Origin of the sequence: Pseudomonas sp. V98_8, assembly GCF_029967975.1 — a bacterium.
Lineage (GTDB): Bacteria > Pseudomonadota > Gammaproteobacteria > Pseudomonadales > Pseudomonadaceae > Aquipseudomonas > Aquipseudomonas umsongensis.
The window spans coordinates 124151-137599 of sequence record NZ_JASCAE010000005.1; the positions used below are offsets into that span (position 1 = coordinate 124151).

The following is a 13449-nucleotide window of genomic DNA, read 5'->3' on the forward strand; positions in this document are numbered from 1 at the left end:
TTCCCCTGTAGGAGCTGCCGAAGGCTGCGATCTTTTAAAAGGCCTTAATTGGGTCCCGGATCCGCCACCAGCCGCCCGGCATCCTTGGTCAAGGACTTGAGGAATTCGGTCTGCAGCTCCGGGTCGTTGCGAGTCAGTTCGATCAGGCTCTGTTCAAGCTCGGTGGCTTCTTCCTCCAGGCCCAGTTCCGAAAGGCGCTTGACCCGGTGAACCCACTGGCTCACTTCGTCATCTTCAAGGTCGTCGTAAATCAAGCCGTGGGCTTCGAGCAACTTGCCACGCAAGGTGCTGCTCAATGCCAGCGACGAGTCGCTGTGCACATCGTCCTTGGCGTCCTGGACGTTGATCTGCAGCTTGCTCAGGTGATTGAGGTCATGTTCGGCGAACGGGCTGTCCAACAGGTTCAGGCGCAACACGCCGTTCTTGTCGGTGCTCAGCTCGAAGGTTTCCTTGCCAGCCTTGACTTCGACCGGGCGCTCGCTCCAGGGCAGGCTCGAGTACTCCGTGCGCTTGTCGAGCTGCACTTCGTCGATGCCCGCCAGGTTCTGCTGGGCGCGACCATGGGACTGCACGTTCATGAACGGGTTGAGCCCGGCGAAGCCGTAGCTGAACCAGTCCCTGGTCATGCTGTCTGGCAGATTGCCCAAGGCAAACACGTTGGCCACATTGGCGCCGACCCCGGCCACCACCGCGACCGCACCCAACGGGATCTCATAGACCTCCCGCCAGGGTTGGTACGGCGTGTAGCGATCGTAATGGCGGGTAACCTCGAACTCGGTGACTTCGAAAGTCTTCTGCTCGTGGATTTTCACCCGGCGTTGAGGCAGCTCAAGCACCTTGGGCTCGCCCACATCGATCTGCAGGCTGTGATCAAGCAGTTTGCGCTCGATGCGTTCCTCGTGCTCGCTGCGTTGTGACATGTGATTGGCACAGCCGCTGACCAGCAGGGTGCCGCACAGGGCGGCACCACCGAGGCCTAAGGTGTTTCGCTTGAACATGACGTCTCTATCTGGTTTCAGCGGCGGATACGGGCCTGAAGGAAAGGCAGCACGTCGGCGACCGGCAGCGCTTGCGGCTCGGCCTCGGTACGGCTCTTGTATTCCAGGTTGCCTTCGGCAAGGCCGCGGTCACTGACCACGATCCGGTGAGGAATGCCGATCAGCTCCATGTCCGCGAACTTGATGCCCGGGCTGGTTTTCTTGTCGCGGTCGTCCAGCAACACTTCAAAGCCTGCCGCAGTCAGTTCTGCATACAGCTTGTCGGTGGCTTCGCGAACCAGGTCGGTCTCGTAGCGCAGGGGTACCAGGGCAATCTGGAAAGGCGCCAGGGTGTCGCTCCAGATGATGCCCTTGTCGTCGTTGTTCTGCTCGATGGCAGCCGCAACCACGCGGGAGACGCCGATGCCGTAGCAGCCCATTTCCAGGGTGACCGGCTTGCCGTTCTCGCCCAGCACTTCGCACTTCATCGCCTTGCTGTACTTGTTGCCCAGCTGGAAGATGTGCCCGACTTCGATGCCGCGCTTGATTTCCAGGGTGCCCTTGCCGTCCGGGCTCGGGTCGCCGCTGACCACGTTACGCAAGTCGGCCACGGTCGGCACGGGCAGGTCGCGTTCCCAGTTCACGCCGAAGTAATGCTTGTCGTCGATGTTGGCACCGATGCCGAAGTCGCTCATCAACTCGACGGAACGGTCGATGATGATCGGCAGCGGCAGGTTCAGCGGGCCCAGGGAACCGGCGCCAGCGCCAATGGCGTCGCGCAGTTCGGCTTCGGAGGCCATGACCAGCGGGCTGGCGACGCCAGGCTGGTTGGCGGCCTTGATTTCGTTCAGCTCGTGGTCGCCACGGATGATCAGGGCAATCAGCTTGCCTTTCTCTTCAGCGTGCACCACCAGGGTCTTGATGGTCTTTTCAATCGGCAGATTGAATTTTTCCACCAGCGCGGCAATGGTCTTGGTCTCTGGCGTGTCGACCAGGCGCAGCTCTTGCGTCGGTGCCGGACGGGAAGTCTCTCGCGGCACGGCTTCGGCTTTCTCGATGTTCGCCGCGTAGTCGGAACCGTTGCTGAAGACGATATCGTCTTCGCCGGATTCGGCCAGTACGTGGAACTCGTGGGAGCCGGCGCCGCCGATGGAGCCGTTGTCGGCTTCAACCGGGCGGAACTTCAGGCCCAGGCGGGTAAACACGTTGCAGTACGCCTGGTGCATGCGGTCGTACGTGACCTGCAGCGATGGCTGGTCGGCGTGGAACGAGTAGGCGTCCTTCATGATGAATTCGCGACCGCGCATCAAACCGAAGCGTGGACGGATCTCATCACGGAATTTGGTCTGGATCTGATACAGGTTGATTGGCAGCTGCTTGTAGCTGCTCAACTCGTTGCGCATCAGGTCGGTGATGACTTCTTCGTGGGTCGGGCCGGCGCAGAAATCGCGCCCGTGGCGATCCTTGAAGCGCAGCAATTCAGGGCCGTACTCTTCCCAGCGCCCGGATTCCTGCCACAGCTCAGCCGGTTGAGTGCTCGGCATCAACACTTCGAGCGAACCGGCGGCGTTCATTTCTTCGCGAACGACGGCTTCGACCTTGCGCATCACTCGCAAGCCCATCGGCAGCCAGGTGTACAGGCCCGAGGCGAGTTTGCGGATCATGCCGGCGCGCAGCATCAGCTGATGGCTGATCACGACCGCGTCGGAAGGCGTTTCTTTCTGTGTGGCAAGCAAAAATTGACTGGTGCGCATGGTTGGCCGTTATCGATTGCTGATGACGAGAAATGACGGAGCATTGTACGGGCGAGTTCCGCTGTCGTACAGGCGTGCGGTCGGTGCGGTGGCAGGAGGACGGGATTGACCCCGTCCTCTGTAGGATTTTTGCGCGTGTTCCCTACGATTCTTCCACGACCTGGGTAGGCGCCGGCTCAGGTTTCGGTGTCGGACCGGCGCGACGGTTCTCCTGGAACCAGTGCAAGGCGATCAGCAGGAGCGTCGGAACCCCCAGCAGGGCGGTAATCAGGAAAAAGTTGTGATAGCCGAACTTCTCTACCATGACGCCTGAATAGCCGCCGATCAGGCGCGGCAGCAAAAGCATGATCGAGCTGAGCAGGGCGTATTGCGTGGCGGAGAACTTGAGGTTGGTCAGGCTCGACAGGTAGGCAACGAACGCCGAGGTCGCCAGGCCTGAACTGAAGTTGTCCAGGGAAATGGTGAGGACCAGCATGTTGAGGTTGGCGCCCATGTCGGCGAGCAACAGGAACAATATATTGGTGCCCGCCGACGCAGCCCCGCCAATGAACAGGATCGGCAAGATGCCAAAGCGCACGATCAGCAGGCCGCCCATGCCGGCGCCCACCAGGGTCATGATCAGGCCGAAGATCTTGCTGACGCTGGCGATCTGGTCCTTGGTGAACCCCTGGTCGATGTAGAACACATTCGCCATCACGCCCATCACCGTATCGGACATCCGGTAGGTGGCGATCAGCCCCAGCAGCAGCAGCGCTTGCCAGCGATAACGCAGAATGAAGTCGTTGACCGGCGTCAGCACGGGAGCCAGGCCGCGGCGGCCCATGGCCGACAGGCACAGGGCGGTGAGTGTGGTGTAGAGGATCGCGCGCAGGAACGCGCGGTCTTCGAGCAGCAGGTCGAGCAGGCTCACGCCTTCGAACAGCACGCTGGCAAAGTCGGTGTTATAGAGCTGGGTAAACATGGCCGGCACCGACACCAGCAGCACGATCAGGACGAACACCGAGGCCAGTTGATGCACGAAGCTGTAGCGCCCGGCCTGCAATTGCGTGCGCAGAGGCACCGCAGGTTCACGCATGAACAGCGAGGTGAGCAGCGCCGGCACCATCAAGGCGCCGAACAGCAGGTAAGTGCCAGCCCATGCCGAATGCTTGTAGTTGAAGCCGGTCGAACCGAAGCCTTCGGCGAAGAACAGCGCACCGGCCGTGGCCAGCAGTGCTGCGATGCGATAGCCGGACATATAGCTGGCGGCGAGCGCCGCCTGGCGACTGTCTTCGGCGATTTCCAGGCGATAGGCGTCCACTGCAATGTCTTGCGTCGCCGAGGCGAAGGCGACGACCACTGCGATGGCGATCAGCCAGGACAAATGCTTTTGCGGGTCGCAGAAACCCATCCCGACCAGGCCGAGAATGACCAGCGCTTGCGACAGCACCAGCCAGGAACGTCGTCGGCCGAGTTTGCCGAGCAACGGCAGGCGCCATTGGTCGAGCAGGGGGGACCAGACCCATTTGAAGGCATATGCCAGTCCGATCAAGCTTGCATAACCGATGGTTTCGCGTGCCACACCGGCTTCACGCAACCAGACCGAGAGCGTCGAGAACACCAGCATGTAGGGCAAGCCGGCGGCGAAACCCAGCAATAACAGTACGAGCGTCGAAGGGCTGGCATAGGCAGCAAGCGCGGCGCGCCAGGTTTTACGGGGCATGGGCTGGAGTCTGCCTCAAGAAATACGAAAACAAAGCGCGCACTCTAACCGCTGTGCTCTACCGGGCGCCACCCATGACGCTGAATATCAACACGATTGTTCTGGATACTGATGCCCTCCATGCGCAGTCGCGCGCGCTGTTCGTCCCCGGAAGGGCTGCCTGCGGGCAGGCTCAGGCGTCCGCCGGCACCGAGTACGCGGTGCCAGGGCAATTTGCTGTCGCCGGGCAGTTGGCTCAATGTCCTGCCGACCCAGCGAGCGGCGCGCCCCAGTCCCGCCAGTTCGGCGAGTTGACCATAGCTCACGACCTTGCCTTCGGGTACTTGCGCGAGCGTCAGGTACAGCGCCGTGCGTCGGATTTGCGCGGCACTCTCGGGTTTTTCGGTCAGCTCGATCACGTTCGCAGTTCCTGAAGTCATTAGCAGTACCGCCTGTAGCGTAAATGCTGGATTGCCAATTGAGAAATGAACTCAATAGAAAAAGTTGGGTCCCTCATTGCTAGGGTCTTATTCCTGAGGATAATGCCGACTTTTTTTCGCGAACCTGAGCCTGTATTTGCTTATGTTGTCCAGAACTTTGCTATGCCTCGCTGTCGTCAGTGCTTCCACTCCCTTGCTCGCGGACACCGTCTGGTTGAAGAACGGTGACAAGCTGAGCGGCAAGATCATCCTGTTCGACGGTGGCAAGCTGTTGGTCCAGACAGAATACGCCGGTGCCGTGCCGATCGACTGGAAGCAGGTCAAGACCCTGGAAAGCGATCAGGAGCTGTTGGTCAAGCAGGATGCCTACACCGGCGAGAAGGCCAAGTCACTGCACGCGGCGCAAGATGGCAAGGTAACCCTGGAAAACGGCGAGGCACCCAAGACTGTCGAGCTGGCGAGCGTCCAGCAAATCCTCAAGCCCAAGCCTGTGGTCGAGGATCTGGTGTGGAAAGGCAATATCGATGCAGCGCTGGATTATCAGCGGGCTGACAAGGATACCGACGACTACGACATCGACTTCAAGACGACGGCGCGCCATGGTCGATGGAGGCATATTGCGGAAGGCGAGTACAACCGCGAATTCCAGGATGACGTGGTCACTACGGACAATTGGCGGGCTGAATACTCGCTAGACCGTTTCCTGACGGAAAAATGGTTTTGGCAAGGTCGCCTGGTGTACAAGCGTGACAAGGTTGAAGACCTCTCCCGCCAGCGTACTGTCGGTACCGGCCCAGGTTATCAATTCTGGGATGACGAGCTGGGGGCATTCTCCCTGGGCTCTCTGATCAACCGCACTGATTACCAATTCAGCGATGGCAGTAAGGAAAACTTCTACTCTGCCGCAATGAAGTGGGACTACAACCGTTACCTGATTGGCAAGAAAGTGGAGTTCTTCACCAATGGCGAGGTGGGCAAGCCGTTTTCGGGCGTGGCTGAGTATGCACTGGATGCCGAAATGGGCCTGCGTTACAAGGTCACGGACTGGGCGTCGCTGAACCTCAAGGCCGAGCGAGATATTATCGACGGAACTGACGATGCCGACCTGGACAAGACCCGCTACACAGCCGGATTTGGCGTGACCTGGTAAGACGCAAAAAGATCGCAGCCTGTGGCAGCTCCTACAGAGGATTGATGTACATCCGGAGGAGCTGCTGCAGGCTGCGATCTTTTTTGGCCTGCGAAAAACCTGCAGGCACAAAAAAGCCCCGCTTTTGAGGGCGGGGCCTTTTACTAAAGCAAGTACAAGTTAGATAACTTGAACTTCTTCAGCTTGCATGCCTTTCTGACCGCGGGTAGCGATGAAAGAAACCTGTTGGCCTTCTTTCAGGCTTTTGAAGCCGTCGGATTGGATAGCTTTGAAGTGAACGAACAGGTCGTCACCGGATTGTGGAGTGATGAAGCCGAAGCCTTTTTCATCGTTGAACCACTTAACGGTACCGGTTTGGCGATTAGACATGGTGTAACTCCTTGAACAAAGATAACTGCGACTCAGGAAGAACCCTGGCCGAGACTGAGTGCAAAGAGCAGGAAAAATTCTTGTAGATGGTTGGATCGAAATTCAACATATCGTGTAGAGATTCTCAGTGACACAAGCAGCACAGTGGCGCCACCTTAACCCTTTTTCCGGAACGTGCCAATGCTTCTTGCGAAGGTTTCTTTGTTTTAAGGATCGACGGTGTGACGCTTCGTCGCCAGTGCAGGTAATTCCTGGCTGTTTGGCGAGAATTGCAGCGCGGACTTTGAACCCGGCGGCGCGCCCGGTAAGATGCCGGACAGATTTTTTCGACCTCGCTATTCAGGACACCCGCCATGAGCATCAAATCGGACAAGTGGATTCGCCGCATGGCGCAGGAACACGGCATGATCGAGCCTTTCGTCGAGCGCCAGATGCGCGGCAGCGATGACAGTCGCGTGATCTCCTACGGCGTGTCCAGCTACGGCTACGATGTACGTTGCACCAATCACTTCAAGGTGTTCACCAACATCAACTCGGCGATCGTCGACCCGAAAAACTTCGATGCCGGCAGCTTCGTCGACATCCATAGCGACGTGTGCATTATTCCGCCGAACTCCTTCGCCTTGGCCAGCACCGTCGAATACTTCCGCATCCCGCGCAATGTATTGACCATTTGCCTGGGTAAAAGCACCTACGCGCGCTGTGGCATCATCGTCAACGTCACGCCGCTCGAGCCTGAGTGGGAAGGTCACGTGACCCTGGAGTTCTCCAACACGACCAACCTGCCGGCGAAAATCTACGCGAATGAAGGCGTCGCGCAGATGCTGTTCCTCGAATCCGACGAAGAGTGCGAAGTCTCCTACAAGGACCGTGGCGGCAAGTATCAGGGCCAACGTGGCGTCACCCTGCCGCGCACCTGAGTCAGCCGTCCGACGAACCTTGGGAATTCCTGGGCGAGCGTACACTCTATGGAATGTACTGTTCCGATTCGCGTAAGGCGGATCGGGCCATCGCCCAGGAGTGCTTTATGAAGATCGATCCACGAATAAGTGCCGAACTGGCAAGGCTTGAGCCCAATCAGGTTGGCGTCCTGGCCTGGTCCTTGTTGGCACATCCGCCCGTCAGCATGGCGGGGGGCATCCCCGGCCAACCTGATCCAGATACGCCCAACGAACAACCGACCGAACCCGGTGAACCGACCCTGCCGGATGAGCCGCCTCCCGCGCCAGTTGCCTGAGACCCGCTGTCTTCTTCTGTAGGAGCGAGCAAGCTCGCGAAGAACGTGAGGGCGCTGAGTTTTTCCAGAAAGCCCGCATAATCGTTAACGTCCATCGCGAGCATGCTCGCTCCTACAGGGACACCGGCCAGATTTCGTCGTCGCCGATGACGAAAATCCTACAGTCGTCGTCCTGTTCCACCCGATAACCTCCGGTAAACGCCCCGAAGGCCGGTAGCAGGCTGATGTCCCCGCCCAGCCTGAAACATGGCAGCCGCAGGCTTGTCCGACCCCGACCGTTGAGTCGATAAACCGGATGCACATGACCGGCGAGCACATGTCGATCCGCATGCGGCAGGGGTTCGTGCTGCAAAGCGAACGGCCCCAGCAGCAAAGGCTCAGGGACCACTCGAATGTTCAGCGAGGCCGGCGGGTCCCCGGCACGCTTGTCATGGTTGCCGCGAATCAGCGTCATGGCCAGCTTGGCATTGCGTGTTCGCCAGTCAGTCAATGCTTGCAGCGTGGCGCGGGCATGGGAACCCGGTCCGTGAAGAAAATCGCCGAGGAAAATCAGCTGTCGGCAGGGCAGGGTGGCCAGCAGTCCGTCGAGCACGGCGATGTTGCGGCGGGTGGTGCCCTGGGGGACTGGTTGGCCAAGGCTTCGGTAAGCGGCGGCCTTGCCGAAGTGCACGTCGGCGATCAACAACGCTTGCTGAGCAGGCCAGTAGAGGGCTTTTTCCGGCAGCAGCCAAAGCTCCTCGCCGGCCAGTCGCACGGGGTAGGGCGTACTCATCAGGCTTTCCCTGTTCCGGCGGTTTTCTCGAGGTCGCTGACCATGCGTCGGATGCGGTCGGCGAGTTTTTCCGAACTCATACTCTCTCTCATACGTTCCACCAGCAGCGGAAACCCGAGGGGTGTAGGACGTTTGACTTGATGCAGGTCGAGACGCAGCTGACTGATGTGCGCCAACGTCTGTTCCAGGCGATGAATATCCAGTTCCTCGCGCAGGACTTCTTCTGCGGCCTGAGCCAATAGCAAATTGCCCGCGTCGTACTGTTTGAACACTTCGTAAAACAACCCGCTCGAGGCTTGAACCTGGCGTGTGCTTTTCGCGGCACCGGGGTAACCGGCGAACACCAGTCCGGCGATCCGGGCGATTTCCCGAAAGCGCCGCAAGGCCAGCTCTCCGGCATTCAGGCTGGCGAGTACGTCCCTGAGCAGATTGTCTGGACTCAGCAAGCCCGGACTCAGGGCTTGCACCCAGTCCACCGGGGTGGCGCTCAGCAATTCCAGCCCGTAATCATTGACCGCGATGGAAAACGTCACGGCCTGCTGCTGACTGACTCGCCACGCCAGCAAGCTGCCCAGGCCCAGATGCACCTGGCGGCCGGCGAAGGGATACAGGAACAGATGCCAGCCCTCACGGGACTTCAACGCCTCGGCCAGCAACGATTGCGACGTTGGCAAGCCAGACCAGCGTTGCTGAACCTCCAGCAGCGGGCGCAATGCCTGCATTTGCGGGCCGCTGAACTCGCCGCGCGCCGCCTCACTGAAGCGCGTGACCACCGCTTGCGCCAGCTCATTGGAAAGGGGCATGCGACCGCCATTCCACCGCGGCACCGCGGCTTTCCTTACGGTGCTGCGTTTGACATAGGCGGTCATGTTTTCCACGCGTACCAACTCCAGCAGCCGCCCGGCAAACAGAAAACCATCGCCCGGCTTGAGTCGCGCGATGAAACCTTCTTCAACACTGCCCAGTTGTTTGCCACCGCCGCCCTTGCTCCAGAATTTCAACTGGATGCTCGCATCGCTGACAATCGTGCCGATGCTCATGCGGTGGCGGCGGGCCAATCGTGCATCGGGTACACGCCAGATTCCCTGTTCATCCGGCTCGACCCGGCGGTAATCCGGATAGGCTGTCAGGGAAAGCCCGCCATGACGTACGAAAGCCAGCGCCCAGGTCCAATCCGCCTCCGTGAGATCACGATAAGCCCAGGCGGCGCGTACCTCATCAAACAACTGATCGGGCACAAACCCGCCACCCAGTGCCATGCTGACCAGATGCTGGACCAGCACATCCAAGGGTTTATGCGGTGATATTCGAGGTTCGACCCGACGCTGGGCCACCGCGTCCTGTGCCGCTGCGGCTTCGATCAGCTCCAGGCTGTGCGTCGGCACCAGCGTCACCCGGGAAACGCGTCCCGGCGCATGCCCGGAACGCCCGGCGCGCTGCATCAGGCGGGCCACGCCTTTGGCCGAGCCAATTTGCAGCACCCGCTCCACTGGCAGGAAATCCACGCCCAGATCCAGGCTGGAGGTGCAGACCACGGCTTTGAGGTGACCTTCCTTTAGGGCGCGTTCCACCCAGTCACGGGTTTCGCGGGACAGCGAACTGTGATGCAGCGCGATCACCCCCGCCCAGTCCGGTCGGGCTTCAAGTAACGCTTGATACCAGATTTCCGATTGCGCACGCGTATTGGTGAAAACCAGGCTGCTGGCGCTGTCATCCAGTTGCGCGACGACCTGCGGCAACATTTTCAGGCCGATATGCCCGGCCCATGGAAAGCGTTCGATCGCGGGCGGCAGCAGCGTATCAACCTGCAGTTTTTTATCCGTCTGGCCTTGAACGCTGATACAGCCGCCCTGTGGGATTAATACCTGCGCGGCGTGGTCCTGATTGCCCAGCGTCGCGGAAACGCCCCACACGATCAATTGCGGGTTCCAGCGGCGCAGGCGGGCGAGCGCAAGTTGCAGTTGCACGCCGCGCTTGTTGCCGAGCAATTCGTGCCATTCGTCGACCACGACCATGCGCAAGGTAGAGAGTGCTGTGTGTGCATCCGCTCGAGCGAGCATCAACGTCAGGCTTTCCGGGGTGGTGATCAGCGCGGTAGGCAAGCGTCGGCTCTGGCGTGCACGTTCGCTGCTGCTGGTATCGCCCGTGCGCAGGCCGACGCTCCAGGGTATCTGCAAGTCGAGCAGCGGCACCTGCAGTGCGCGGGCGGTGTCGGCAGCCAGGGCGCGCATCGGGGTTATCCAGAGAACGGTCAGGGGATCGGCTACGGGTTTTCGTTTGCGTGGTGTTTCAACCGCAGGTGCAGAGCGTGCGAAGCGATTGAGTGCGCCGAACCAGACCGCATAGGTTTTGCCGGCGCCGGTGCTGGCGTGCAACAGACCGGATTGTCCTTGTTCAACGGCTGCCCACACCTGTTTCTGAAAGGTGAACGGCTTCCAGCCGCGAGCGGTGAACCAGCGTTTGGCGAAGTCGGTGGTGGTTCCCATACCGGCGGCGTGCGCTCTGAGAGTGTTCTTTGACTGACCACGGCGCAACCCGAAAGGTTTAATGACTGATGCGTGCGGTCTTCGCCGAGCATTTCTCATATTCGGAAATAACTGTGTTTGTCGTTGAAACCTATTGGCCGATGGGTCGTGGTTTTATCGCTGCGCTGTTCGCCCTGCGCGTCTTGCCAAGGCCGACAGCGAGTCGTCGATCATGAATATGAAAAGGAACATTCAGATGAAGTCAGTTCGTGCAGGGCATTTGCGCGCCGATTTGATCACGGAGAGTGGGAAGCTCCTCGCGTTTCGGGCAGCGCCAACGCTCGACTATTTCGAACAGCCGGGCTTGCACTGCCTTGGCGCGAGCGATGGTCCGGACAAGGCGTTTTATCTCTATCTGCCGCAGGGTATCGACAGCGGCAGGTTTCATCTGGGATTGAGTGAACGCTCCCCGATGATCATTCATGTGACGGGCAGCTCGGAAGCGGAGCTGTATCGAGGCGCGCTTGAATTGACGGTGGGAGGCGACGCACAGTTTGCCGGAAGTTTCCGCGGCCTGGATGCCGACGGCATCGAGGTGGAAAACGGCAGCTTCAGGCTTGAGCATGAAGCCAGTCAAGTGACGGAAGCCAGTCAGCCTGGCTCCCGTTTCAGGGGATGAACGCTTATTTCAAGTTGCCGCTGAGGAACTGTTTCAGACGCTCGCTCTTCGGGTTGCCCAGCACATCCTCCGGCGCACCTTCTTCCTCCACCAGGCCCTGGTGCAGGAACAACACCTGGCTCGACACTTTGCGCGCGAAGCTCATTTCATGGGTGACCATGATCATGGTCCGGCCTTCTTCAGCCAGGCCCTGGATCACCTTGAGCACTTCTCCCACCAGTTCCGGGTCGAGCGCCGAGGTTGGTTCATCAAACAGCATCACTTCCGGTTCCATGGCCAACGCGCGAGCAATCGCCACCCGTTGTTGCTGGCCACCGGAAAGGAATGCCGGGTATTGATCCGCTACGCGTGCTGCCAGCCCGACCTTGTCGAGGTAACGTCGGGCGCGGTCTTCGGCTTCCTGCTTGCTGCAGCCCAGCACCCGGCGCGGGGCCATGGTGATGTTTTCCAGCACCGTCATGTGGCTCCACAAGTTGAAATGCTGGAACACCATGGCCAGGCGGGTACGGATTCGTTGCAGTTCATCGGCATCGGCCACGTGCATGCCATGACGATCCTTGATCATGCGGATTGCCTGACCGTCGAGGCTCATGGCCCCATCGTTGGGCTGTTCGAGGAAGTTGATGCAGCGCAGGAAGGTACTTTTTCCGGAGCCGCTGGCACCGATCAGGCTGATGACATCGCCCGTGTTGGCCTTGAGCGAAACGCCCTTGAGCACCTCATGGTCGCCATAGCTTTTATGCAGGCCTTCAATGGTCAGTTTGTACATGGAGCATGCATCCTCAAGGCGAAAGTAGGTAGCCGCTGCGATAGGCTTCGGCGCCCGCGACGTGGGCGATCACCATGCCGGCGGTGGCCATGCGGCGCAGCGAGCGGGCGTACATCAGGCCGGCGGCAGTGCAATGGACAGGCGTGACACGGTCGCTGATGGGGTCAATGATTTCGGCGATCAGTTGCCCGGCTTCCAGGTATTGCCCCGGCAGCGCACTGAACACCAGCAGCCCGCCAACAGGCGTCGCCACGGGTTCCACTCCGGCCAGGGGGGTGGCCGGGTAGGGCAGGTCGGGCATCGGCGCCGACTCACCGGCAATCGCGCCGAAGTGAATCAGATAGTCGATCAGCGCCTGGCTGTCCTGGCTGGCCAGCGGGTGGTTGACGTCGCCCTGGCCGCGCAGCTCGACGGTGACTGAAAAGCTCCCCAGCGGAATATCGAAGTGCTCGCCGAAGCGCTCCTTCAATTGCCACCAGAGCAGCGTGAAGCATTCATCGAATGACTGGCCACCGGAATCGGTGGCCAACAGGCTGGCTTGTGAACCGATGTAGCGAGCCAGCGGCTCGACCTGCGGCCAGGCTTCGGGCGTGGTGTACAGGTGCGCCACTGCTTCGAAGTCACAATGCAGGTCCAGCACCATGTCGGCATCGCAGGCCAGCCGTTGCAGGGTCAGGCGCTGGGATTGCAGCTGGGTGCTGGCGGTCTGCCGCGCCAATGCCTGGCGCAGGTTGTTGCGGATCAGTTCGAGGTTGCGCTGCGGGTCGTCGCCGAGTTGGCCTTCGATCGCGTTGCCCACCTCTTCGCTCAAATCGATGAACCAGCGGTTGAAGTTCTGCCCGCTTTCGAGCTCATAGCGCCCCAGCGGTACATCCATCAGCACTTGCTCCAGGCCCGGCGGGTTCGCCACGGGTACCAGGACGATTTCGCTGCGCAGCCGGCCGGCGGCTTCCAACTCCGCCAGGCGTTGCTTGAGGTGCCACGCCACCAGCATGCCGGGCATTTCATCGGCGTGCAGGGACGACTGGATGTAGATCTTGCCGTTGGCCGGTTGCGGCCCGAAGTGAAAACTGTGGATCTGTCGTGCAGTCCCCGGCAGCGGGGCCAGCAAGTCATGTATCTGGTGGCGCATTTGTCGTGTTTCCCGAAGCGGGGT

The 13449-nt window shown here is 60.2% G+C and carries 13 protein-coding genes; 4 read left to right on the forward strand and 9 right to left on the reverse strand.

Annotation, left to right across the window (positions count from 1 at the left end; genetic code table 11):
• Positions 1-44 precede the first annotated feature (44 nt).
• The 4 genes from QLG10_RS05335 to QLG10_RS05350 all read right to left on the reverse strand — a co-directional run bounded on the left by QLG10_RS05335 (position 45) and on the right by QLG10_RS05350 (position 4852).
• On the reverse strand, positions 45-998 hold the full coding sequence (locus QLG10_RS05335; protein ID WP_110748752.1) for a hypothetical protein: 954 nt from the start codon (positions 996-998) through the stop codon (positions 45-47).
• 17 nt (positions 999-1015) lie between these two features.
• Positions 1016-2731: a proline--tRNA ligase gene (locus QLG10_RS05340; protein WP_110748754.1), complete on the reverse strand. Its 1716-nt coding sequence runs from the start codon at positions 2729-2731 to the stop codon at positions 1016-1018.
• 142 nt (positions 2732-2873) lie between these two features.
• Complete coding sequence (locus QLG10_RS05345) at positions 2874-4433, reverse strand: AmpG family muropeptide MFS transporter (protein WP_110748756.1); 1560 nt, start codon at positions 4431-4433, stop codon at positions 2874-2876.
• A gap of 44 nt (positions 4434-4477) precedes the next feature.
• Complete coding sequence (locus QLG10_RS05350) at positions 4478-4852, reverse strand: MGMT family protein (RefSeq protein ID WP_223194167.1); 375 nt, start codon at positions 4850-4852, stop codon at positions 4478-4480.
• A gap of 142 nt (positions 4853-4994) precedes the next feature.
• Between QLG10_RS05350 and QLG10_RS05355 the strand changes: the two genes are divergently transcribed.
• Positions 4995-6002 (forward strand): DUF481 domain-containing protein, encoded by a 1008-nt coding sequence (locus tag QLG10_RS05355; RefSeq protein ID WP_110748760.1) that lies wholly within the window; start codon positions 4995-4997, stop codon positions 6000-6002.
• 159 nt (positions 6003-6161) lie between these two features.
• On the opposite strand, the gene QLG10_RS05360 is transcribed toward QLG10_RS05355, so the two are convergent.
• Positions 6162-6371, reverse strand: a complete 210-nt coding sequence (locus QLG10_RS05360; RefSeq protein ID WP_002554837.1) for a cold-shock protein — start codon at positions 6369-6371, stop codon at positions 6162-6164.
• Positions 6372-6724: 353 nt separating this feature from the next.
• Here QLG10_RS05360 and dcd point away from each other — a divergent pair, with 353 nt between their 5' ends.
• Together dcd and QLG10_RS05370 are read left to right on the forward strand one after the other, a co-directional pair.
• Positions 6725-7291 (forward strand): dCTP deaminase, encoded by a 567-nt coding sequence (gene dcd, locus QLG10_RS05365; RefSeq protein ID WP_007940589.1) that lies wholly within the window; start codon positions 6725-6727, stop codon positions 7289-7291.
• A gap of 107 nt (positions 7292-7398) precedes the next feature.
• A complete protein-coding gene (locus QLG10_RS05370) occupies positions 7399-7608 on the forward strand; it encodes a hypothetical protein (protein WP_008060697.1) in 210 nt (69 codons plus the stop codon).
• A gap of 112 nt (positions 7609-7720) precedes the next feature.
• On the opposite strand, the gene pdeM is transcribed toward QLG10_RS05370, so the two are convergent.
• Positions 7721-8380 carry a ligase-associated DNA damage response endonuclease PdeM gene (gene pdeM, locus QLG10_RS05375; protein WP_282485958.1) on the reverse strand — a complete coding sequence of 220 codons (660 nt, stop codon included), beginning with the start codon at positions 8378-8380 and terminating at the stop codon, positions 7721-7723.
• A complete protein-coding gene (locus tag QLG10_RS05380; protein ID WP_188264671.1) occupies positions 8380-10866 on the reverse strand; it encodes a ligase-associated DNA damage response DEXH box helicase in 2487 nt (828 codons plus the stop codon). Before QLG10_RS05380 ends, pdeM begins: the two co-directional genes overlap by 1 nt.
• Positions 10867-11101: 235 nt before the next feature.
• Between QLG10_RS05380 and QLG10_RS05385 the strand changes: the two genes are divergently transcribed.
• Positions 11102-11524 (forward strand): hypothetical protein, encoded by a 423-nt coding sequence (locus QLG10_RS05385; RefSeq protein WP_223194168.1) that lies wholly within the window; start codon positions 11102-11104, stop codon positions 11522-11524.
• A gap of 4 nt (positions 11525-11528) precedes the next feature.
• Here the strand turns inward: QLG10_RS05385 and QLG10_RS05390 are convergent, their stop codons facing one another.
• Together QLG10_RS05390 and QLG10_RS05395 are read right to left on the reverse strand one after the other, a co-directional pair.
• Positions 11529-12293, reverse strand: coding sequence for an ATP-binding cassette domain-containing protein (locus tag QLG10_RS05390; RefSeq protein ID WP_020797089.1), 765 nt, complete (start codon positions 12291-12293; stop codon positions 11529-11531).
• A 13-nt stretch (positions 12294-12306) separates the two neighbouring features.
• Positions 12307-13425, reverse strand: coding sequence for a succinylglutamate desuccinylase/aspartoacylase family protein (locus tag QLG10_RS05395; protein WP_110748767.1), 1119 nt, complete (start codon positions 13423-13425; stop codon positions 12307-12309).
• Positions 13426-13449 lie beyond the last annotated feature (24 nt).